The 22,891-nt window shown below is 41.7% G+C and carries 24 protein-coding genes; 2 read left to right on the forward strand and 22 right to left on the reverse strand.

The features are described from left to right. Window positions 1–18: 18 nt before the first annotated feature. From N8L33_RS08415 to cdaA, 8 genes are all read right to left on the reverse strand, one after another. On the reverse strand, window positions 19–1,890 hold the full coding sequence (locus N8L33_RS08415) for an ABC-F family ATP-binding cassette domain-containing protein (RefSeq protein ID WP_261059593.1): 1,872 nt from the start codon (window positions 1,888–1,890) through the stop codon (window positions 19–21). Next, window positions 1,887–3,086, reverse strand: coding sequence for a CCA tRNA nucleotidyltransferase (locus N8L33_RS08420; RefSeq protein WP_314725992.1), 1,200 nt, complete (start codon window positions 3,084–3,086; stop codon window positions 1,887–1,889). Before N8L33_RS08420 ends, N8L33_RS08415 begins: the two co-directional genes overlap by 4 nt. After that, the gene (dapB, locus tag N8L33_RS08425; protein ID WP_261059595.1) at window positions 3,083–3,850 is read right to left on the reverse strand and encodes a 4-hydroxy-tetrahydrodipicolinate reductase; all 768 of its coding nucleotides are present in this window, start codon (window positions 3,848–3,850) and stop codon (window positions 3,083–3,085) included. Before dapB ends, N8L33_RS08420 begins: the two co-directional genes overlap by 4 nt. A gap of 163 nt (window positions 3,851–4,013) precedes the next feature. Beyond that, entirely contained in the window at window positions 4,014–4,862 is an 849-nt protein-coding gene (locus N8L33_RS08430) for a DegV family protein (RefSeq protein WP_261059596.1), read from the reverse strand. A gap of 1 nt (window position 4,863) precedes the next feature. Beyond that, a complete protein-coding gene (locus N8L33_RS08435) occupies window positions 4,864–5,238 on the reverse strand; it encodes a DUF1149 family protein (RefSeq protein WP_001050087.1) in 375 nt (124 codons plus the stop codon). Between the two features lie 73 nt (window positions 5,239–5,311). After that, window positions 5,312–6,664, reverse strand: a complete 1,353-nt coding sequence (glmM, locus tag N8L33_RS08440) for a phosphoglucosamine mutase (RefSeq protein ID WP_261059597.1) — start codon at window positions 6,662–6,664, stop codon at window positions 5,312–5,314. Between the two features lie 24 nt (window positions 6,665–6,688). Further along, window positions 6,689–7,453, reverse strand: a complete 765-nt coding sequence (locus N8L33_RS08445; protein WP_261059598.1) for a CdaR family protein — start codon at window positions 7,451–7,453, stop codon at window positions 6,689–6,691. Then, window positions 7,440–8,297, reverse strand: coding sequence for a diadenylate cyclase CdaA (gene cdaA, locus N8L33_RS08450; protein ID WP_261059599.1), 858 nt, complete (start codon window positions 8,295–8,297; stop codon window positions 7,440–7,442). The genes N8L33_RS08445 and cdaA overlap by 14 nt, the downstream gene beginning before the upstream one ends. Before the next feature lie 138 nt (window positions 8,298–8,435). Here cdaA and N8L33_RS08455 point away from each other — a divergent pair, with 138 nt between their 5' ends. Both N8L33_RS08455 and N8L33_RS08460 read left to right on the forward strand, forming a co-directional pair. Continuing rightward, entirely contained in the window at window positions 8,436–9,404 is a 969-nt protein-coding gene (locus N8L33_RS08455) for an NAD(P)/FAD-dependent oxidoreductase (RefSeq protein ID WP_261059600.1), read from the forward strand. A gap of 698 nt (window positions 9,405–10,102) precedes the next feature. After that, a complete protein-coding gene (locus N8L33_RS08460; protein WP_226373187.1) occupies window positions 10,103–10,528 on the forward strand; it encodes a hypothetical protein in 426 nt (141 codons plus the stop codon). Window positions 10,529–11,042: 514 nt separating this feature from the next. On the opposite strand, the gene whiA is transcribed toward N8L33_RS08460, so the two are convergent. The 14 genes from whiA to N8L33_RS08530 all read right to left on the reverse strand — a co-directional run bounded on the left by whiA (window position 11,043) and on the right by N8L33_RS08530 (window position 22,717). Beyond that, window positions 11,043–11,954 (reverse strand): DNA-binding protein WhiA, encoded by a 912-nt coding sequence (gene whiA / locus N8L33_RS08465; RefSeq protein ID WP_000011276.1) that lies wholly within the window; start codon window positions 11,952–11,954, stop codon window positions 11,043–11,045. Then, on the reverse strand, window positions 11,951–12,928 hold the full coding sequence (locus N8L33_RS08470) for a YvcK family protein (RefSeq protein ID WP_001231075.1): 978 nt from the start codon (window positions 12,926–12,928) through the stop codon (window positions 11,951–11,953). The genes whiA and N8L33_RS08470 overlap by 4 nt, the downstream gene beginning before the upstream one ends. Next, a complete protein-coding gene (rapZ, locus tag N8L33_RS08475) occupies window positions 12,925–13,815 on the reverse strand; it encodes an RNase adapter RapZ (protein ID WP_261059601.1) in 891 nt (296 codons plus the stop codon). The genes N8L33_RS08470 and rapZ overlap by 4 nt, the downstream gene beginning before the upstream one ends. Window positions 13,816–13,866: 51 nt before the next feature. After that, the gene (locus N8L33_RS08480) at window positions 13,867–14,247 is read right to left on the reverse strand and encodes a RidA family protein (protein WP_261059602.1); all 381 of its coding nucleotides are present in this window, start codon (window positions 14,245–14,247) and stop codon (window positions 13,867–13,869) included. A 10-nt stretch (window positions 14,248–14,257) separates the two neighbouring features. Then, window positions 14,258–14,845 (reverse strand): ribosome biogenesis GTP-binding protein YihA/YsxC, encoded by a 588-nt coding sequence (yihA, locus tag N8L33_RS08485; RefSeq protein WP_000422605.1) that lies wholly within the window; start codon window positions 14,843–14,845, stop codon window positions 14,258–14,260. A gap of 8 nt (window positions 14,846–14,853) precedes the next feature. Continuing rightward, a complete protein-coding gene (gene clpX, locus N8L33_RS08490) occupies window positions 14,854–16,086 on the reverse strand; it encodes an ATP-dependent Clp protease ATP-binding subunit ClpX (RefSeq protein WP_025169664.1) in 1,233 nt (410 codons plus the stop codon). Window positions 16,087–16,122: 36 nt separating this feature from the next. Beyond that, window positions 16,123–16,293, reverse strand: a complete 171-nt coding sequence (locus tag N8L33_RS08495) for a hypothetical protein (protein WP_000442260.1) — start codon at window positions 16,291–16,293, stop codon at window positions 16,123–16,125. Further along, on the reverse strand, window positions 16,293–16,799 hold the full coding sequence (locus N8L33_RS08500; protein WP_261059603.1) for a dihydrofolate reductase: 507 nt from the start codon (window positions 16,797–16,799) through the stop codon (window positions 16,293–16,295). The genes N8L33_RS08495 and N8L33_RS08500 overlap by 1 nt, the downstream gene beginning before the upstream one ends. 131 nt (window positions 16,800–16,930) lie before the next feature. Then, complete coding sequence (locus N8L33_RS08505) at window positions 16,931–17,449, reverse strand: Dps family protein (protein WP_045604665.1); 519 nt, start codon at window positions 17,447–17,449, stop codon at window positions 16,931–16,933. Window positions 17,450–17,791: 342 nt separating this feature from the next. Further along, window positions 17,792–19,306 carry a choline binding-anchored murein hydrolase LytC gene (lytC, locus tag N8L33_RS08510; RefSeq protein ID WP_261059604.1) on the reverse strand — a complete coding sequence of 505 codons (1,515 nt, stop codon included), beginning with the start codon at window positions 19,304–19,306 and terminating at the stop codon, window positions 17,792–17,794. A 33-nt stretch (window positions 19,307–19,339) separates the two neighbouring features. Beyond that, the gene (gene tpiA, locus N8L33_RS08515) at window positions 19,340–20,098 is read right to left on the reverse strand and encodes a triose-phosphate isomerase (RefSeq protein WP_000087891.1); all 759 of its coding nucleotides are present in this window, start codon (window positions 20,096–20,098) and stop codon (window positions 19,340–19,342) included. A 97-nt stretch (window positions 20,099–20,195) separates the two neighbouring features. After that, window positions 20,196–20,873: a DnaD domain-containing protein gene (locus N8L33_RS08520; protein ID WP_023943673.1), complete on the reverse strand. Its 678-nt coding sequence runs from the start codon at window positions 20,871–20,873 to the stop codon at window positions 20,196–20,198. An 8-nt stretch (window positions 20,874–20,881) separates the two neighbouring features. After that, window positions 20,882–21,826 carry a homoserine O-acetyltransferase MetA gene (gene metA, locus N8L33_RS08525; RefSeq protein WP_023943671.1) on the reverse strand — a complete coding sequence of 315 codons (945 nt, stop codon included), beginning with the start codon at window positions 21,824–21,826 and terminating at the stop codon, window positions 20,882–20,884. A 378-nt stretch (window positions 21,827–22,204) separates the two neighbouring features. Continuing rightward, window positions 22,205–22,717 (reverse strand): adenine phosphoribosyltransferase, encoded by a 513-nt coding sequence (locus N8L33_RS08530; RefSeq protein ID WP_001049318.1) that lies wholly within the window; start codon window positions 22,715–22,717, stop codon window positions 22,205–22,207. Between the last annotated feature and the right edge of the window lie 174 nt (window positions 22,718–22,891).

The following is a 22,891-nucleotide window of genomic DNA, read 5'->3' on the forward strand; positions in this document are numbered from 1 at the left end:
CGGGATTTTTCTATTCTTCTAGCTATCAAATTCACTTAGATATTCATAGCGTTCATATTTTTCAAGGAGTGCTTCGTTTTTCTCATCTAGCTCTTTCTGAAGAGTAGCCAGTTTGCCAAAGTCAGAGCTGTTGGCCTGCATCTCCTCTTCAATAGCAGCGATACGGTTTTCCAAGGATTCAATATCGCCTTCAATGCTTGCCCACTCCTGCTTTTCTTGGTAGGTCATGCGTTTCTTATCTTCTCGAACCTTGACGACTTTTTCCTTTTCGGCTTTTTGCACTTGATTGGCCATCTCTGTTTCAAAGGTTTTCTCATCAAGATAGTCGGTGTAATGACCAAAGAAAGGACGAATCTTGCCATCCTCAAAAGCCAGAATCTTGGTCGCCACCTTATCCAAGAAATAGCGGTCGTGACTAACAGTCAAAACTGGACCAGCAAAGCCTTGCAAGAAATTCTCCAAAACTGTCAAGGTTGCAATATCTAGGTCATTTGTCGGTTCGTCTAAAAGAAGAACATTTGGTTTTTCCAAGAGCAGTTTGAGGAGATAAAGACGCTTTTTCTCTCCACCTGACAATTTCTCAATCAAGGTTCCATGCGTCGAACGTGGGAAAAGAAACTGCTCCAGCAACTCTGCAATCGAAGTACTAGAACCACCGCTGATCTTGACCTCTTCTGCCACTTCCTGCAGGTAATTGATAACTCGCTTGCTCTCATCCAATCCCTCAATTTTCTGAGAGAAATAGGCGATACGAACAGTTTCCCCTATCACAACTTGACCTGCTGTCGGCTCAAGACTGCCTGCAATCAGATTGAGCAGGGTTGATTTTCCAACACCATTATCCCCAACAATTCCAATACGATCTTTGGCCTGCACCAAGAGATTAAAGTCTTGTAAAATGGGCTTATTTTCATAGGCAAAGGAAACATCCTGAAACTCGATGACTTTCTTCCCAATCCGACTGGTTTCAAAGTTCATGGTCAAGTCTGTCTCAGCAGTATTTCCTGAAACTTCCTTTTTCAGGTCGTGGAAACGATTGATACGAGCCTGCTGCTTGGTCGCACGCGCCTGCGGTTGTCTGCGCATCCAGGCCAATTCTTGTTTGTAGAGTTGTTCTTTTTTGTGGAGAAGAGCCGAGTCGCGCTCATCCTGTTCCGCCTTTAGGCGAACATAGTCCTGGTAATTTCCCTGATATTCGGTCAAGCCTGCGCGATCCAATTCGAAAATGCGAGTTGACAAAGCGTCTAGGAAATAACGGTCATGGGTAATAAAAAGGACGGTCTTCTTAGAATTTTTCAAAAAGAGGGTCAGCCACTCAATAGTCGCAATGTCCAGATGGTTGGTAGGCTCATCCAGAAGCAAGAGGTCGTGGTTGCCAAGTAAGACTTGCGCCAACTGGACCCGTCTTCTCAGACCACCTGACAATTCCCCAACAGGAGTGGATAAGTCCTGAATACCCAGCTTACTGAGAACAGTCTTAACCTGACTCTCAATTTCCCAAGCTTGAAGAGAATCCATCTCAGCCATGACTCGTTCCAAACGTGCCTGCTTGTCCTCACTATAGTTGAGCATGATCAATTCGTACTCACGAATGAGCTGAATTTCCTTGAGGTCGCTAGATAGAACCGTATCCAAGACCGTCTTGCTATCATCAAAATCAGGATCCTGAGTCAAGTAACCAATCTGGTAATCATTCTTAGCTGAAAAAGGACTGACATCCCCATCAAAGCCAGAAACACCAGAAAGAACATCTAAAAGGGTGGTCTTCCCTGTTCCATTGACACCAATCAAACCAATTCTGTCTAGGTCATGGATGATAAAGGAAATATCCTTAAAAACGGTCTTGTCACCGACGGATTTACTTAGTTTTTCAACAATAAAATCACTCATTTTTTCTCCCTCAGATAAGCATGGATGGCTTGACGGTCATTTTCCAATTCTCCATCGACAATGGCATATTCAATCTCTGTTAAAATCTCTCCCAAGTCTGGGCCCGGCTGATAGCCATATTCCTTGATCAAAATACCACCGTTGATTTGGATCTCTTTCTTGTCATGAATGGTCAAACTCTGGTAAGCTTCTGTGATGACTTGCGGGTTAACTTCTTTTCCTTGAGCCTGACGAAGATTTTCAGCCTGTAAAAGTAAATTCAAGTCAAAGCGGTAACAATCGCGCTTACTCAATTCTCCCTTTTCACGCAAGGCCAAAATAGTCAGCAAATCCTGAACTTGCTTGGCAAACTGACGTGAGGTCTTCCAAGCTTTCAAAAATGGCTGCGCATTTTCAATCTCCAAAGCCGACAGTAGAGCCGACCAAGCTTGTTCAGAGGATTCAAAGATAAAATCAGTCTCCAAATCAAACAGTCTATTGAGCTTGTCCTGGCTAGATTCCATATCAGGGAGATAATCATAAGCTTGACTCTCAATCATGGAAGCCAAACCCCTTCTCCAAAACGGAGCCAGCAAGAGTTTATCAAACTCAACGAAGGTACGCTCCACAGAAATTTTCTCCAAAAGTGGCGTCAAGGTCTTCATAGCTTTAAAGGTTTCTGGCTCAAGTTCAAAGCCAAGACTGGCCTGAAAACGGAAACCACGCATAATACGCAAAGCATCTTCGTTAAAACGCTCACTAGCCACTCCAACTGCTCGTAAGACTTGCTTTTCCAAATCTTCTAAACCATGAAACAAGTCAATGATTTCTCCTGTCTCATCTAAGGCAAAGGCGTTGACTGTAAAATCACGGCGTTTGAGGTCTTCTTCTAGCGAGCGCACAAAGGAGACCGCACTGGGTCTGCGATAGTCCACATAGACATCCTCTGTCCGAAAGGTAGTTACCTCATACTCCTCATCCCCATCTAAGACCAAGACGGTTCCATGCTCGATTCCGATATCGGCTGTTCGCGGAAAGATCTTCTTGGTTTCTTCTGGATAAGAAGACGTCGCAATATCCACATCATGGATAGGGCGATTGAGGAGGGCGTCTCGAACAGAGCCCCCAACAAAATAGGCTTCAAATCCTGCTTCTTTAATTTTTTCTAATACTGGTAAAGCCTTCTGAAATTCAGAAGGCATTTGCGTTAATCTCATAATAAGTGTTCTAATCCATAGACAAGCTCATGACGCTTGACAACTTCTTTAATTCCCAAATTCACCCCTGTCATGAAGGAGCTGCGATCATAGGAGTCATGACGGAGGGTCAATCCTTCTCCCTGATTGCCAAAGATGACTTCCTGATGGGCTACTAAGCCTGGCAAACGTACTGAGTGGATGCGCATGCCATCAAAGTCAGCACCACGAGCACCTGCAATCAACTCTTCCTCATCAGGCGCACCTTGCTGGGTAGACTCTCGAACTTCTGCAATCAACTCAGCTGTTTTAATAGCTGTTCCACTCGGAGCATCCTTTTTCTTGTCATGATGGAGCTCAATAATCTCCACATTTGGGAAATATTTGGCAGCCTGCGTCGCAAATTGCATGAGCAAGACAGCACCCAAGGCAAAGTTAGGAGCGATCAAGCCACCCAAATCTTGGGCACGGGAAAATGCTTTTAACTCTGCAATTTCTTCACTAGTAAAGCCGGTTGTCCCAACTACTGGAGCAAATCCATTTTCAAGAGCAAAGCGTGTATTTTCGTAGGCAACAGTTGGAGTAGTAAAATCTACCCAGACATCCGCTTCAAAGCCTGCTAAATCAACCTTATCCTTGAAAACAGGAATACCCTGCCATTCTGACTCAGACTCAAAAGGATCCAAAACTGCTACCAAGGCCAAGTCTGGATCAGCCAAGACCATCTGACAAGCAGCTTGGCCCATCTTTCCCTTAAAACCAGCAATAATTACTCGAATACTCATCTCTACTCCTGTCTAAGATACAAAGGACGTTGGCTGCCCATGAAAAATAGGGAATTGCGCTGACTTTCCACGAAAGGCCAGACAGGCATCTTTTTTCATGAGGCAGATAGTCCGTGTTCAATTTCTAAGATACAAGGCATCTTAACTAGCCTAGAAGCGCCAACTAAATCACTGGAATATAACCCAGAGCAATGCTTCCTGATCCTAGGTGTGTCCCAATGACACTACCAAATGTAGCTAGTGAAATATCCGTACCCACTCCAGATTCAAGCAAGTGTTGACGCAACTCTTCAGCCTTTTCAGGAGCATTTCCGTGAATGACAATGACCCGATATTGGCCTGAAGCCGTTGTCTCCTTGATAATTTCAATTAAGCGCTTGGTTGCTTTCTTTTCAGTACGAACTTTTTCGTAAACTTCAATCACACCTTGGTCATTGAAATAGAGGATTGGCTTAATGCTAAGCAAATTGCCCAAAATGGCAGCCCCATTTGAAAGGCGCCCACCTTTCACCAAATGGTCCAAATCATCTACCATGATAAAGGCTGACGTACGGCTGATTTGAATGGCTAGCTTATACTGAATGCTGGCAAAATCATCGCCCTGGTCACGCCAATTAAAGACGCTTTCAACCATGATACCCAGAGGAGCACTTGTAATCAAAGTGTCTGGAAAAGCAATGGTTAAGCCCTCATATTCATCTATCATATACTGGATATTTTGGTAAAAACCTGAAATTCCAGAAGATAGGAAAAGCCCCAAGGCATGTGTATAACCTTGTTCTTTGAGCAAAGTTAAGATTTCATCTAACTTGGCAATACTTGGTTGACTGGTCTTAGGTAATTCAGATGCCTGAGCCATTTTTTGATAAAATTCCTCAGCAGACAGATTGATACCTTCGACATACTCCTCACCATCAATATTGACAGGAATATCCAAGACATACAAATCTTCTCTTTGCAAGGTCTCTGCACTGAGATAGGCAGAAGAATCTGTGATAACAGCTAGTTTCATATTAGAACTCCAAATTGATTCCTGGTAAGTCTAATGCAATTTCAGTTACTTCGTAAGTCAAACGGTTGAGCATATTCAAACATGGGCGGGCCAAAGTTTCCACTTCTTCTTGGCTCAATTCACTTGGTTCATTGACAATACGGCCATCGATATGATTTACCTGTGAAATGGTTCCACTGATGACAAACTTATCAAATACAATCATAAATGTCAAGATGACAATCAAGGAAGTCACTTGATTTTCTTGATCATGTTGGAGCAATTGGAAGTTCACATCCACCTTAGTTTCAGGAGCTCCATTTTCATTTTCCCATTCAAAATTACGCGCATCAAAATGATACTGACTAACAAATTCTTGTTCACGTTTAAGATTCATGTCTTTCTCCCTCGGCTACAATATTATAAGCTATTGTACCATAATTTTTAATTTTCATCTAGTTTTCTAGGATTTAGTCAATCCCGATTTCAGCTCGAACTACGTCTGCGATGGTATCAACATAGTAGCCTACTTCTTCTGTCGTAGGCGCTTCTGCCATAACACGCAAAAGGGGCTCTGTTCCACTTGGGCGAACAAGGATACGGCCATTCCCTGCCATTTCTTCTTCCATCTTCTCGATGATAGCCTTAATAGCTGGAACTTCCATAGCCTTTTCCTTCATGGCATTTTCCACTCGGATATTGACTAATTTTTGTGGATAGATGGTTACTTCTGCAGCCAACTCTGACAAGCTCTTACCAGTTTCCTTCATGATTTTGGTCAATTGAACAGCAGATAATTGGCCATCACCTGTTGTATTGTAGTCCATCAAGATGACGTGACCAGACTGTTCACCACCAAGATTGTAGCCTGATTTTCGCATTTCTTCAACAACATAACGATCACCAACTGCTGTAACTGCCTTGTTAATACCTTCGCGATCCAAGGCCTTGTGGAAGCCAAGGTTAGACATAACAGTTGTCACAATTGTATTTTGAGCCAATTGTCCTTTTTCAGAAAGGTATTTCCCGATGATGTACATGATCTTGTCACCATCAACGATCTCACCATTTTCATCAACAGCAATCAAACGGTCACTGTCTCCATCAAAGGCCAAACCGATAGCTGAGTCACTTTCTTTGACCACTTCTTGAAGGGCTTCTGGGTGGGTTGAACCAACATTAAGGTTGATGTTAAGACCATCTGGTGTTTCCCCGATAACTGTTAATTGAGCACCAAGATCTGCAAAAATTTGACGGGCACTTGTAGAAGCTGCACCATTGGCTGTATCCAAGGCAACCTTCATTCCTTCAAGAGGAGTTCCAGTTGAAACAAGGTATCCTTCATACTTACGCAAGCCTTCTGGATAATCTACCAAGGTTCCCAAGCCTTCTGCACTTGGACGAGGAAGAGTATCTTCTGCAGCATCTAGCAAGGCTTCAATTTCTGCTTCTTTTTCGTCATCTAGTTTGAAGCCATCACCACCAAAGAACTTAATCCCATTATCAAGGGCTGGGTTGTGGCTAGCAGAAATCATGACACCTGCACTTGCTCCTTCAGTTTTAACCAAGTAAGCTACTGCTGGTGTTGCCAAAACGCCTAGTTTGTATACGTGAATCCCTACTGAAAGGAGACCTGCCACCAAGGCTGATTCTAACATTTCCCCGGAAATACGTGTGTCACGTCCTACAAAGACTTTCGGTGCTTCCGTTTCATGTTGACTGAGAACATAGCCTCCAAAACGTCCTAGTTTAAAGGCCAATTCTGGCGTTAATTCTACGTTAGCTTCTCCACGGACTCCATCAGTCCCAAAATATTTACCCATTTTTATAAAATCCTTTTCCTATTTTTAATTCGTTTTTGAACTAGTTGCTTTTGTTGACGAAGATGTCTCCGACGAACTGCTTGTGCTTGAACTTGGTGATACAGGTTTTGTAGTCACCTTCATTGTCGTATCAAACGGAGTGATCACTACTGGTAAGACAACCCCATTGCGGTCGATTGCCTGCAAGGGTACTGAGCCACTATAATTACCTGTTATGCGTTCGCTGGTTGGTAAAAGTGCAATAATTTTGTCAATCTTAGCTAATGTTTCCTGGTCAGTTGTAACTGAAACTCGTTCGTTTGATACGGTTACACTATCAAGTTGTAGCTTGGGACCAATCTGGCTTTGGTCAACTTGCGGCACAACAATCATCCCATCTCGCTTAACCTTCTTCCCAACTTTCACTGTAATCTTTTGAGGCGTTGCCACAGCGGTCAATCCACTTGGAAGATTTTCAATGTTCAAGGGAACTTCAATCGTTCCAACACTAGCATCTGTCAAATCCGCTGTCACCTTAAACTTACGAGTACTTTCCTGCATTTCGCTTGCCAAGGTCACACGATTAGCACCTGTCAACACAACGGAAACTTCTGATGCAAATCCGCTAATGAAATACTGGTCGTCATCATAATGAATATCGATAGGAACATTTGCTATCGTATTGGTGTAGGTTTCCGATTTGACCTGCCTTACCGTATTGTTGTTTTGAAAGTTGGTCGACGTTGCATAAATGAATAAGACACAAGCAAAAAAGAGAGATGAAATGATATATAGACTATTTTTTCTCATATTTCCAACCTCCTAGCAAACGATCCTTGAAACTGACTTTTTCCTCAACAGCTGGCACAAGAATTGTTCGTAGCTCTGCTTCAAATTCTTCAATCGTCAAATCATGCTTGAAGACCCCGTTGTAGGTAATAGAAATACCACCTGTTTCCTCTGAGACAATGAAGGTCAAGGCATCAGACACTTCTGATAAACCGATAGCCGCCCGGTGTCTGGTCCCAAATTCCTTGGAAATTCCTGTACTTTCTGTCAAGGGCAGATAGGCAGAGGTGACGGCAATCCGATTTTCTCTAACAATCACAGCACCATCATGTAGAGGAGTGTTGGGAATAAAAATATTGATGAGGAGTTCTGCCGAAATTTTGGCATCCAAGGGAATTCCTGTCGCGATGTATTCTTGCAAGGTACGAACTCGTTGAATAGCAACCAGAGCACCAATCTTACGAGGGCTCATGTATTCAACTGACTTAACAAAGGCACGAATCATTTTCTCTTCTGCACTAATTTGAGTAGTAGAAAAGAAATCTGTCGCCCTTCCCAAACGTTCCAAACCAGTCCGAATCTCTGGAGAGAAGATAACAACCGCAGCAATAACCCCATAAGTGATAATCTGGTTAATCAACCAAGAAATCGTTGTTAAACCAAGGATATTGGCCACAACCTGGGCTAATACAAAGATCAAGACTCCCCGTACCAAAATCATAATCTTGGTACCAGCTATCGCTTTTGTAAAACGATATAAAATATAGGTCACAATCAAAATATCAAACAGATTGATGGCAATACTCCAAGGACTAGAAAACAAGCTAGTCCAATATTGCAGGTTGGATAATTGTTGAAAGTTCATCTGCTGTCTCCTCTCTGTCCAAACACGTTCCTTTCTATTATACCATTTTTCTGACATTTTTTTCCCTATCCTACTTCATTTTAAATTAAAGAAAAAATATGATAAAATAAACTGACTAGAAAAAACAAAGGAGAAATCATGTCTCAACTATACGATATTACCATTGTAGGTGGTGGTCCAGTCGGGCTTTTTGCGGCCTTCTATGCCCACCTACGCCAAGCCAAGGTCCAAATCATCGATTCCCTTCCCCAACTAGGTGGACAGCCCGCTATTCTCTATCCTGAAAAGGAAATCCTAGACGTCCCAGGTTTCCCAAATCTGACTGGAGAAGAGTTGACTAACCGCTTGATTGAACAGCTAAACGGCTTTGATACCCCTATTCATCTCAATGAAACAGTTCTTGAGATTGAAAAACAAGATCAAGGCTTTGCCATTACAACTTCTAAAGGAAGTCACCTGTCTAAAACAGTCATCATCGCTATGGGTGGCGGTGCCTTTAAACCACGTCCGCTGGAACTAGAAGGCGTTGAGGGCTATGAAAATATCCACTACCACGTTTCCAACATTCAGCAATATGCTGGTAAGAAAGTGACGATTCTTGGTGGGGGAGACTCAGCTGTGGACTGGGCTCTGGCTTTTGAAAAAATTGCGCCAACTATCCTTGTTCACCGCAGAGATAATTTCCGCGCCTTGGAACACAGTGTCCAAGCCTTACAGGAATCATCTGTGACCATCAAGACACCATTCGTCCCTAGCCAACTCCTTGGAGATGGAAAAACGCTCGATAAACTTGAAATCACAAAAGTCAAATCTGACGAAACCGAAACGATTGACCTAGACCACCTCTTTGTCAACTATGGTTTCAAATCTTCTGTCGGTAACCTCAAAAACTGGGGTCTGGACCTCAACCGCCACAAGATTATCGTCAACAGCAAACAGGAATCCAGCCAAGCAGGTATCTATGCTATCGGTGACTGCTGCTACTATGACGGAAAAATTGATTTGATTGCGACAGGTCTCGGAGAAGCCCCAACCGCTGTCAACAATGCTATTAATTACATTGACCCTGAACAAAAAGTACAACCAAAACACTCTACTAGTTTATAAAAAAGAACCACGAGTCACATAGGATTCGTGGTTTTAAAATGAACTACACCTCAAAAGTTAGACAGAAATACATCTAACTTCTGATATGCAGCCCACCTTCTCTTTGCTCTTGTTTGAATAAGAAATTTTTTGAAGAATCATTAGATTATACAAAGTATTCATATCAGCCTTTTAAAGCTATATAAAAACTCTCCAACTATTCTATTATACCATATAAAAAAATAAATAAATAGACTTGTTTTTTTCTTTTTTTTGACGTATACTAATAATAGAAAGCGCTTTAAATAAAATAAAAGGAGGTTTTATGAGGAAAGTAAATAAGGACATTTTATTCTTAACTGGAATCATAGTTTTATGTTTTGGTTTTTTATTATTTCACATCAACCCCTATTATGCCGAACCCTATGCGACACTGAAAGAAAGAATAAATTTATTCTTTTGGCAACTATATTGGAGACCTGTAGGAACTCTCAGTATTATTTCGGGTTGCATTATAACTTTCAAAGGATTGAAAAAATAATCTTTTACTCATGAAGAAAAAATTTGTTATGATTAAACTGAAACTATTGTTTTTCTCTCTACTATCAAGTCTATTATTCTTAGTCACAACATCTACGGTTTTTGCTGATGTCTATCCTGGTACAAATTATGAAATTGTATCTAATCGTATTGTAAAAGATATCAACACAGGAGAGTTATTGTCATTTTATACAACTGAACTTAGAGACGCCTATTTAGAGTCTAAATCTACGTATCAGACTCGTTCTAATGCAACTGGTGTTGCAGACTATAGAACTAAATACTCTCACTCTTACAAGAAAAGCACCACATCAGGTCCTGTAAGTTCAACTGCCTATGGTGGAAAAGCTGGAGCTACTCTGACTGTAGGTGCAGGTGTTAGCTTTTCTGCTCCGGAGTCTGGAGCTGGACTTAGTTTAAATCACTCAGTCTCCCATAACGTACCACCCTACACTTATGGTTATATTAGACTAAAAGCATCTTACACAGTAAACGTTCGTAAACTAGAAGTTAGATACTTAGGCACCAACAAATGGGTTCCAGCTGGTGAAACCTCTACTATATCGAATGTTAGCGTTTGGAGCGAACTGGTCACTTGGAAATAACTCATTAGAGACTGGGTAAAAACTCAATTTCAGGAGAAAATGAAATAAATTTTCTCACAATAAAACGCATAGTATCACGGTTTTCAATATCTGATATTATGCGTTTTTGATTTTAAAGAGCTAAATTTCTTAACTTAATGACATTGCTTTTTGCCTTTCCCCTTCTTTTTCAAAAAGTAAAAATGTCCTATCAAACTGATACAGCATGTGATATAATAACAATGGCACTAACGATACGCCTTGGAAAAGGAGGTATTACAGATGCTAGAACTTCTCAAAATAGTACTTATCGCAGTCATCGAGAGTATCATCTCATGGCTGGTGACTCGTTGGTTAGACGATCACTTCGACAAGTAACCTTCCTGGTTAGTGCTATCTAACCCAGAAAAAATCCCCTTGGTATTGCAGTACCGAGGGGATTTCTGTTTTAGCACTAAAATGCTAGAACTTCTCAATTCCTCTTTATTATCTCACATGCTCTATTCAATTGTCAAGAAAGAGGTGTTTTATATCTTTATAACTCATCAGCAATCTTATTTATCTTTCTGAGTCTATGGTTGACACCACTTTTGGTCAGAGGGGTGCTGAGGCTATCTGCTAACTGCTGGATAGAGTAGTCTGGGTGCTGAATCCGCAACTGCGCCACCTCCTGCAAATCCACTGGCAAATTCTCTAAGCCCATAATATCTTTGATTTTACTGATATTGTTGATAGTCTTCATGCTGGCAGAAACTGTCCGAGCAATATTAGCTGTCTCGGCATTGTTGGCCCGATTGAGGTCATTACGAGTTTCCCGCAAAATCTTAACACGCTCAAAATCATCACGCGCCTGCATAGCTCCAATGACAATCAAGAAGTCCATGATATCTTCGGCTCGCTGGAGGTAGGTCACAGCCCCCTTCTTGCGCTCAAGCACCTTGGCATCCAGTAAGAACTGCTGGAGAAGAGAGGCAATCCCTTGCGCGTGATCCAGATAAACAGAACTGATTTCCAACTGGTACTTACCTGATTCAGGGTCACGAATGCTTCCATTTGCCAAGAAAGCGCCACAGAGATAGGCACGGCCTGCTTCCTCGTCTGATAAAATTGCCTCATCAATACCTGTTTCCAGGCCAAAGAAAGAGTCAGCCAAGTGCAAGTCACTCAATAAATCCTGCACCTTTTCATCCGTAAAAACGGTATAGACTCGATTCTTGCGGAGATTACTTCTTTGGTGATGGCGAATTTCTGATTTGATTTCATAGAAATGGAGAAAAGACTCATAGAGGTGACGAGCTAGCTTAGCATTTTCTGTCACGACGGACAAGGTTAGGCCCGAGGTCGAGAGACCGATGCTACCAGACATCTTGATAATGGCAGATAATTCATGCCGGCTTAGATGGTGCTGACCTAGGATTTCTTCTTTAACTGCTACTGTGAAACTCATTTTCTCACCTGTATAATCCGCATCAATTCATCCACAATCAAATCTCCATCGTGGAAGGCACCCCCATTTTCCAGACGAAGGAAGTTGGATGAAATCACACGCGGAACTTGCTTACAAAGACCAGCAAAATCATGTTCCACCTGCACCAAATATTCATCAAAACGGTTGGAATTCATGTATTCCTGAGGCACTTTTTCGATATTCACCAAGACAGTGTCGATAAAAGGTCTGCCAAGGTGACGATGCAAGACTTCCACATGGTCGCTATCTGTAAAGTGTTCCGTCTCCCCACGTTGGGTCATGATATTGCAGACATAGGCGATTTCTGCCTTGGTTTCCAAAAGCGCCTGCCCGATTTCCTTAATCACAATATTGGGCAAAATAGAGGTAAAGAGGGAACCGGGCCCTAGGACAATCATGTCACTTTCAAGAATGGTCTGCACTACTCGACGGCTAGCCAGAGGTGTATCATCATTGAGGGTATTGGTCACATAGACATGGTCAATCATACCTGGATGGTCTGCAATATGACTCTCGCCAGCCACTTCCGTCCCATCCTGAAAGACTGCATGAAGAGTCAAAGGATGGTCACTGGAAGGATAAATCTTCCCAGTTGTGTGGAAAAATTTGCTCAGCAATTGCATGGCATTATAGGTCGAACCCTGCATTTCTGACAGGCCAGCGATAATGAGATTTCCCAGTGGATGGCCAGCAAAGGCTCCGGCATCCTCAGAAAAGCGATACTGAAAGACTTTCTCATAAAACTTAGGCATATCCGACATGGCTACAAGAACATTGCGAAGATCGCCTGGCGGTGTCAACTGCTGCATATTTTTTCGGAGTTCACCCGAAGAACCACCATCATCTGCCACCGTTACGATAGCAGCGATTTCCACATCTTTTTCCCGCAGACTTTTTAGAATGACGGGGATTCCAGTTCCTCCACCAATCACCGTTATCTTTGGTTTTCTCATGAACGGTTTACCGTTTCCTTTCTTCGGTCTTTATCGCGATGCCCTTCATTGACAGGCCAATTCTTGGATAAGTCCTGCGCCAAGCGTTTAGCAAAGGCCACACTACGGTGTTGTCCGCCCGTACAACCCATGGCAATGGTCAAAACAGACTTCCCTTCCTTTTGGTAACTTGGCAAAATCGGCTCAATCAAGGCCAACAAATGTTTATAGAAGTCTTCTGACTCAGGATGGTTCATAACATAATCATAAACAGGTTCATCCACACCCGTTTGGTTTCTCAATTCTGGAAGGTAATAGGGATTTGGCAAAAAGCGCACATCAAAGACTAAATCCGCATCAATAGGGATTCCATATTTAAAGCCAAAAGACATGACTTCGATACGGAAAGACTGGGCTTGTTCCTGATCCGCAAACTGCTCTGCAATGGTTTTACGCAGTTCACGAGGAGTAAGTTCAGTTGTATCCACCACATTTTGGCTCATGTTTTTCAGTGGTGCCAAGAGTTCACGCTCCAGCTTAATCCCATCTAAAATTCGACCATCTGCTGCTAGAGGGTGGCTTCGTCTGGTTTCCTTGTAACGAGCAACCAATTCCTTATCAGCTGCATCCAAAAAGAGAATTTTAAAGTCCAGTTCTTCCTTATTTTCCAGCTCATCCAAAACAGCTTGAATCTCCGAGAAGAAAGAACGGCTACGCATATCTACTACCAAAGCCAGCTTATGGTCGTCTTCCTTTGTTTCCACCAACTGCAAAAACTTAGGCAAGAGAGCAGGTGGCATATTGTCAATAGTGAAATAACCTAGATCCTCGAAAGACTGAATGGCCACGGTTTTCCCTGCACCACTCATCCCTGTCACAATCACCAAGTGAAGTTGTTTCTTTGTCATCTTTTTCTCCTTATATCAAAAGAAGTTTGGCCGAACCAAACTTCAACTAGCTTATCCAATCTCTGCGATGACTTCGATTTCGACTTTTACATCACGAGGAAGACGAGCTACCTCCACAGCTGAACGAGCTGGAAATTCCTCTTTAAAGGCCGTTTGGTAAACCTCGTTAAAAGGAACAAAGTCGTTCATATCGCTCAAGAAGCAAATTGTTTTGACAACATGGTCGAAGTCTGTTCCTGCTTCTGCCAAAATAGCACCGATGTTTTTCAAGACTTGTTCTGTCTGTTCTTGGATGGTTTCTCCAACGATTTCCCCAGTTTCAGGAGAGAGAGGAACTTGACCGCTAGCAAACAAAAGGTTGCCAACGATTTTTCCTTGAACATAGGGTCCGATAGCCTTTGGAGCCTTATCTGTATGAATTGTTTTTGCCATTTTCTTTTCCTCACAATTTTTCTAAGATTGCATCCCAAGCCTCATCCATCCCTGCCTTGCTGACAGATGAAAAGAGGATGAAGTCGTCACTTGGGTCAAAGTTTAATTTCTTTTTGATTGCTGATTCGTGCTTGTTCCATTTACCACGAGGAATCTTGTCCGCCTTGGTCGCCACAATGATGACCGGAATCTCATAATACTTGAGAAATTCGTACATCTGCACATCATCTGCTGACGGATCATGACGGAGGTCAACTAAACTGACTACTGCACGGAGATTTTCCCGAGTCGTTAGGTACTCCTCAATCATGCGCCCCCACTTTTCACGCTCTTTTTTGGAAACGCGAGCATAACCATAACCAGGAACATCCACAAAGCGCATCTTGTCGTCGATGTTAAAGAAATTGAGAAGCTGGGTTTTACCAGGTTTACCCGATGTTCGGGCTAGATTCTTACGGTTCAGCATGGTATTGATAAAGCTAGACTTGCCAACATTTGAACGCCCTGCTAGGGCAATCTCTGGCAGTTCATCCTGTGGGTAGTGGGACTTGTTAGCCGCACTGAGCAAGATTTCAGCATTATGTGTATTAAGTTCCATAGTCACCTCTAGGCTGTTTCTAGGATTGGTTTATCCGTTCCATCGACAGCTTCTTTAGTGATGCGGACCAATTTCACATTTTCCTGACTCGGTACTTCAAACATGACATCTAGCATGGTTTCTTCGATGATGGAGCGAAGACCACGCGCACCAGTTTTGCGTTCGATGGCCTTATTTGCAATCTCTTGAAGGGCTTCGTCGTCAAATTCCAACTCGACATCATCATAAGATAGCAAGGTTTGGTACTGTTTCACCAGAGCATTTCTTGGCTCTTTCAAGATACGAACCAAGTCATCCACTGTCAATTGCTCAAGAGCAGCAAAGACAGGCAAGCGTCCAATCAACTCAGGGATAATACCAAATTTTTGAATATCTTCTGCGATGATTTCTTGCATGTAAGAGCTATTTTCATCAATCGCTTTATTGTTTTGACCAAATCCGATGACTTTTTCTCCAAGACGTTGTTTAACAATTTCTTCAATACCATCAAAGGCACCACCTACGATGAAGAGGATATTTTTGGTATCCACTTGAATCATCTCTTGTTGTGGATGCTTGCGTCCACCTTGAGGCGGAACACTAGCAACGGTTCCCTCGATAATCTTGAGAAGGGCTTGTTGCACTCCTTCACCAGAAACATCACGTGTGATAGAAACATTCTCGCTTTTCTTGGCAATCTTGTCAATTTCATCCACGTAGATAATCCCACGCTCTGCTCGCTCAATGTTAAAGTCAGCAGCCTGCAAGAGTTTGAGGAGGATATTTTCCACGTCCTCACCCACATAACCAGCCTCAGTAAGAGCTGTCGCATCCGCAATTGCAAAAGGCACATTCAAGCTCTTAGCCAAGGTCTGAGCAAGGAAAGTTTTCCCTGAACCAGTTGGGCCAATCATCAAGATGTTTGACTTCTGCAAATCCACATCTTCTGACTCCTCACGCGTATCGTGGAAATTGATGCGTTTGTAGTGGTTATATACTGCTACTGCTAAGGCACGTTTGGCACGATCTTGACCGATTACATAGTGGTTCAAGATATGGAGAAGTTCAATTGGTTTTGGTACCTCAGATAAGTCTGCCAAGACTTCCTCAGCCAACTCCTCCCGAATGATTTCCTGAGCCAACTCCACGCATTCATTACAGATAAAGGCGTTGTTCCCAGCGATTATTTTTTGTACTTCTTCTTGGCTTTTGCCACAAAATGAGCAATAAACCATCATATCATTATTCCTAGTTGTAGGCATGATTTCCTTCCGTTCTATTCTATACTGTCATTCTATCTAAAATAAGGTCATGTAAAAAGCATGAATACTATTAACCAAATTTGTAAAGGCATTTAACCAGAGCAGGACAGAAAGTCCATAGCGCTTTTTACGAAAAGCCTGCGCTCCTGCAAGTAAGCAGACCAAACACAGCATGGCTGTGAAAAAACCAAATATACTACGTTCCATTAGACTTCCTTTCTCTTGCGGTATTGGATGGTAAAATCATAAGGATTTTTCTCATCTTTAGCGTAGGATTTGCTTGAAACAGTCTCAAAAAGAGACAAATCAAACTCTTCAGGGAAATAGGTATCTCCCTCCACCTGAGCATGAATTTGAGTGACAATCAATTCGTCAAGGTAGGGTTCAAAAGCCTGAAAAATTTGCTTCCCACCGAGAATATAAAGATTCTTGTCTTGACCCTGATACCAGTCCAGAACAGACTGGACATCATGAAAAGTAGCAACCCCATCTATCTTTTCTTCCGAATTACGTGTCAAAATCAAGGTTTCTCGTTTTGGAAGCAGACGACGTCCCATTCCATCAAAGGTCACACGCCCCATCAAGATAGCATGATTCAGAGTTGTTTCTTTGAAGTGTTGCAATTCTGCTGGCAAATACCAAGGCAGACGATTGTCCTTACCAATCACACCCTCTTCATCCTGGGCCCAAATAGCTACAATTTTCTTAGTCATGCTTCCATCCTTTTCACTGATAGTACTATTTTATCAAAAAACTCAAAAAAAGACTGGTTTGGAATAGCTTACAGAATAGAAAAAAATCCGTAAGAGGAATCCTACAGATTTTTATATGATTATTCTATATCTTACAAACCAGGAGCTTGTCCAAGTTCTGCCGCAATCATCCAAACTGTTTTCTCAAGTTCAGCCTTAGCACCAACAAAGATATCGTTTGTAACATCATCGCCTTCTTCGTCAGTCACATCCAAAGCTTTTTGGAAAAGAGTGATGAGGTAGCGATAAATAGCTAGAACACGTTCCAAGCTTTCTTCAACGTTACGGAATTCTCCTTCTTCTTCTTCGATTTCACTGTGTTGAAGGAATTCTGTCAAAGTTGAGTAAGGTTTGCCACCAAGGGTAATTAAACGTTCGCTGATTTCATCCAAGTGACCATCAAGAGCATCCATGTACTCATCCATTTTTGGATGCCATACAAGGAAACCACGACCACGCATGTACCAGTGCACTTGGTGCAAAGCAACGTGGGCTACGTACAAATCAGCAACAGCTTGGTTCAAGACTTCCTTTGTTTTTGCCAATGCTACTGGCGCTGCTTTTGTTAATGATGTTACATCTTTTACTGCTTCTTTTTTCAATTCTACCATTGTTTTTACCTCATTCATTATTATTTGTAATCACTTCTTAATGATTACTATCTTAGTATACTACTAAGAATAACCAATAGCAAGCCAAATGACTCACATGAGAAAAGTTGCAATAGACTGATAATTTAAGAATTTTTTAGAATAAAACCCAGTCCCCTTACACCTCTCTTATACTCAATGAAAATCAAAGAACAAACTAGGAAACTAGCCGCAGGCTGTACTTGAGTACGGCAAGGTGACGTTGACGTGGTTTGAATTTGATTTTCAAAGAGTATTAACTGAGACAAAATAAAGAAAAAGAGGATGCAATTTTCTTGCACACTCCTTTCTCAAACTTATATCTTAATACCAAACGCTGACGTCAACACGACCACGAATTCCTTTTAAGTATTCAGATGAAGTATATTGCCATCCTTTTTCACCTGAATAGTGAGGATTATTCCAATCAAGCGCATCCGTATAGGCTGCTACCCAGTTAACGTGTTGCAAAATATCAGGATGATTCAAACGAGTTTGCAAAAGTTGACGATAACTATAAACTTTCACATTTTGATACCCAGCCTGTTTCATTGTTGTCATATACTTATTGATAATCTTGACCCAAGTTCCAGTATCACTTGGAGCTCTCTTGGTCTTATTGCCATATTCCCAGTTCTCAACATCGTAGTAGATAGGGTAAGACAAGTTCATCTTGTATTTTTTCAAGAGTTCAATGGTCTGATTAGCATCATTCTCAGCATCAGTCTCATTTTCAGCATAAGTATAGAGATAAACACCGTAAGGAATTCCAAGACGGTTTAACTCCTTAATATTATGAGCCAATTCCTTGTCCTCAGTTCCACTATAGCCCAAACGAACAATGACTCCATCAACGCCATTATCATCGATGACCTTTTTCCAGTCACTGATACGACCATTGTGTTCACTGACATCGATGACCTTTTTAACTTGATCAGTCCCAACTTGTTCTTCACGATGGTTAAAGAAATAACGTCTGCCATTTCGGTGAACCCAGCCAACATTCAAGTCTTTCTTTTCTTTTAACTCACCTGAGTCAGAAAAAATATAGCGAGCATCATCCATGACTAATTCACCAGTCGCCATAGCACCACTTTCTGTCAAATAGTAGTTACCCTGCCACTCATCTTTAGCCATGTAACCCCACTTCTTGAAATAGTACCACTTGCCGTCTACCTTTTGCCACTCTTGATTAGCATAAGAGCCATCAGACTTGAGATAGAAGTAAGACGAATAGGCTGGATCATAAAGCCATTCATTTTGCATCATGGCACCTTGACCATTTAGGAAATAACTTCCCTGCCATTGGCTTTTAGCCATATAGCCCCATTTCTTAAAATAGTACCACTTGCCATCTACCTTTTGCCACTCTTGATTAGCATAAGAGCCATCAGACTTCAGGTAAAACCAGTTCTTATAGGCGTTATCATAAACCCATTCATTTTGGGCCATATAACCACCTGATTTCAGGTAGTAATTGCCCTGCCACTCATTTTGAGCATAACGACCGTCTGACTTAATATAAAACCAAGCCTTATAGTAGTTATCAAAAATCCACTCATTCTTTGCTTTGGATCCATCAGCCTTTACATAATAATCCCCCTCCCAGTGGGCAGAAGCAGTGGTCTTTACACCTGCACTCGTTTGAGTTTTATTAGAAGACTGATTTTGCTCTGAACTACTTGAAACTGTCGTTGCATCCTGCGAAGTTTTTGCTACCTCAGTTTCATTTGCAACGACATGGCTAGTTGCCAATCCTAGTAAGCAGATACTTGCTAATCCAATTTTTCCAATCTTTGTTTTCAATCTTTCCTCTCCTATAAAAAATGGAACAGACATCTCAATGCTGTTCCACCTAGCTTTTGCTACTGATTATTTTACAAAGTCAAGCAAAGCCAAGAAGCTTTCTGCTTCAAGTGACGCACCACCTACAAGGGCACCGTCAACGTCTGGACAAGCCATGTATGAAGCAACGTTTTCAGGTTTAACAGAACCACCGTATTGAACACGAACTTTGTCCGCAACTTCTTGACCAAAGTCAGCAGCTACAACGTCACGAACAACTTTACACATTTTTTGTGCATCGTCTTGTGAAGCTGATTTACCAGTACCGATAGCCCAGATTGGCTCGTAAGCGATAACTGATGCAGCAACTTGTTCAGCAGTCAATCCAGCCAATGCAGCAGATACTTGAGCACCTACGAATTCAGCAGCTTTACCAGCTTCATAAGTTTCAAGTGATTCACCACAACAGATGATTGGAAGCATGCCGTTTGCAAAGATTGCTTTTGCTTTTTTGTTAATATCTTCGTCAGTTTCATGGAAGTAGTCACGGCGTTCTGAGTGACCGATAACAACGTAGTCAGTACCGATTTCTTTCAAAACTTGTGGGCTAGTTTCACCAGTGAAAGCACCTGCATTTTCAAAGTAGCAGTTTTGAGCAGCAACTTTAAGGTTTGAACCTTTAGCAGCAGCAAGAACAGCTGTCAAATCAAGAGCTGGAGCAGCGATACCTGCTTCAACAAGGTCTGATGAAGGAAGTTTTGATGCAACTGCTTCAACAAATGCTTTAGCTTCTTCTGGATTTTTGTTCATTTTCCAGTTACCAGCGATAAATGGTTTACGTGACATTTCACATACCTCTTTTTTCAATTTATTTTCTATTTATTTTATCACAATTAGACACAGCTTGCAAATCTTACTCGGATTTCAATCCTGCTTACATGGATTAATCCTTCCAGAGATCCATGGCATTTCTGAAATCTGCAGATACCTGTGTCAACTGAGGATTGCTGACTTCTCTCTCTGCCCGCTTAGCCTCAATTTGAGCCACACTCTTTATACCTTCATGGCGCCAATTTCTCAAAATGGCCTGAATGTACTTCCAGTTTGGTTTTCCATTCAAAACAGCTTCACGAAGAGCTTCCTTAATCAAGTCAGCACTGGTCCCATCTTCTTTTAGTGTCTTAGTCAAATCCTCAATCTCAAAAGGTGTCAACAAGCGCCCCAACTCCTGCTGGAAAGTTTCCACCAAATCCTTGAGCTGGTTTTGAGGTGTCAACTGGTCTGAACTCGAAGTAGGAGCTCCAAGCAAGTTATCCAAACGTTCCAAAGCCAAACTAGCATCAAAGAGCAATTCAATTTCGCCATTTAATTCGATAGTACGATACTGAAGTAGCCCCCTCTCCGTCAGATTGGAAATGGCCTGATTGACATCCGAAATTTCCTTACCAATCCTTTCAGCAATCTGGCTTGGTGACATTTCTTCTAAGCCTGTCGTATTTTGCAAATAGAAAAATTGCCAGACCAGAAAATCATCGCTGGAAGGAAAGAGTTCCTTAAAATGCAAGAGCAGGGCACTCGGCAAAACCAAGTTCCCTGATTTAAAAGCGTCTAAATATGTCATAATTCCTCTTATAAATACCCATATGCAGATGCATCATCTTCTATCTTTCTCCAGTCAAAAGGTGTCTCCTGATAGACTGCATAATTCACCCAGTTACTGAAAAAGAGGGCTGCTGATGAAGACCAACAAAGACAAGGTGTCTGATTGACATCATCATCCTTAAAGTAATTTTCTGGAATATGTGGGTCTAAACCTGCGTCACGATCTCGGAAATACTCTTTTGCCAAGGTATCACGGTCATACTCCAAATGCCCAAAACTATAAATTTCTCGTAAGTCACGACTGGCCAAAATCGAAACCCCAACCTGAGGTCCTTCTGATAAAATTTCAAGATTGGTCTTGTTTAAGACTTCTTCCTTAGAAATCTCCGTATGCCGTGAATGAGGAGATACATAGCTATCGTCAAAACCTCTAAACAGAAGATGACCTTCCTTTAAGGTGTCCTGAGGATAGATACCCGATAACTTACTGTCCATCTGGTATTTTTCCACTCCATAGCGCAGATAAAGACCAGCCTGAGCCCCCCAACAGATATGAAGGGTCGAATAGACATGGGTCTTGGACCACTCGATTACCTGACTGAATTCCTCCCAATAGTCCACTTCCTCAAATGGTAAATGCTCAACTGGAGCACCCGTGATAATCATCCCATCAAAATACTCGTCCTTGACTTCAGGAAAAGTTTTATAGAAGGTCTCCATGTGTTCTGAACGAGTTGTCTTGGAACGATGGCTCTCCATATAGAGGAAATCAATATCCAGTTGTAGAGGTGTATTGGCCAAATGGCGTAACAACTGGGTTTCTGTGACCATTTTCTGTGGCATGAGATTTAAAATTAAAATCTTCAAAGGACGGATATCTTGGTGGGCCGCACGTTGATCATCCATGACAAAGATGTTCTCTGTCCGTAAAATCTCAACAGCTGGTAATTTTTTATCAATTCGAATCGGCATAACCCTCTCCTAACTGTATTCTTTCAGGAATCATTGCATATGTTTGAAACTCTTCGAAAATCTCTTCAAACCGCGTCAACGTTGCCTTGCCGTAGATATGTTACTGACTTCGTCAGTTCTATCCACAACCTCAAAACAGTGTTTTGAGCTGACTTCGTCAGTTTTATCTGCAACCTCAAAGCTGTACTTTGAGCAGCCTGCGGCTAGTTTCCTAGTTTTCTCTTTGATTTTCATTGAGTATGAAACTAAATCTCAAACACTTAGTCCTTTTATTATACTGCAAGAAGATATAGTTTTCAATTATAGTTTTTCTCTAACTAGCTATAGTCTATTTTTATATCCTAATGTAGAGAAAACAGCCCTAGGGACTGTTTTTCATTAATAATGCATAAGAACTTTGTAATCGTAGTCACCGATTTTTTCACGGCCGTTCAATTCATCCAATTCAACAAGGAAGGCACAACCTGCTACAACACCACCAAGTTTTTCAATCATCTCGATGGTTGCCTTAACAGTTCCACCTGTTGCCAAGAGGTCATCTACGATAAGAACACGTTGACCTGGCTTAATAGCGTCAGCATGCATAGTCAAGGTATCAACACCGTACTCTTTTTCATAGTCAGCAGAAATAACTTCACGTGGCAATTTACCTGGTTTACGAACAGGTGCAAAACCAATTCCCAACTCAAAGGCAACTGGACAGCCCACGATAAATCCACGAGCCTCAGGACCTACAATCATGTCAATTTTCTTGTCAGTCGCATACTGAACGATTTCACGAACAGCGTAGCTATAAGCATTCCCATCAGCCATCAAAGGACTGATATCACGGAAGGTAATCCCTTCCTTTGGATAATTTTCAATTGTTGCAATGTAATCTTTTAAATTCATCTTTTTCTTTCTTTCAAAGTTTTTTACTCTCTATTATAGCATATTTTTTAAGAAAGAAAAAAGGAAAAGTTAACATCAATAATTATCTAACGATTTGCGTAACTTCTCAAAGTAACTTCCATCTCTCTCCCAAAACTGGAAGTTAGTCTCAGACGACGAATTATGCTAGAATTA

Origin of the sequence: Streptococcus mitis, assembly GCF_946188695.1 — a bacterium.
Lineage (GTDB): Bacteria > Bacillota > Bacilli > Lactobacillales > Streptococcaceae > Streptococcus > Streptococcus mitis_DF.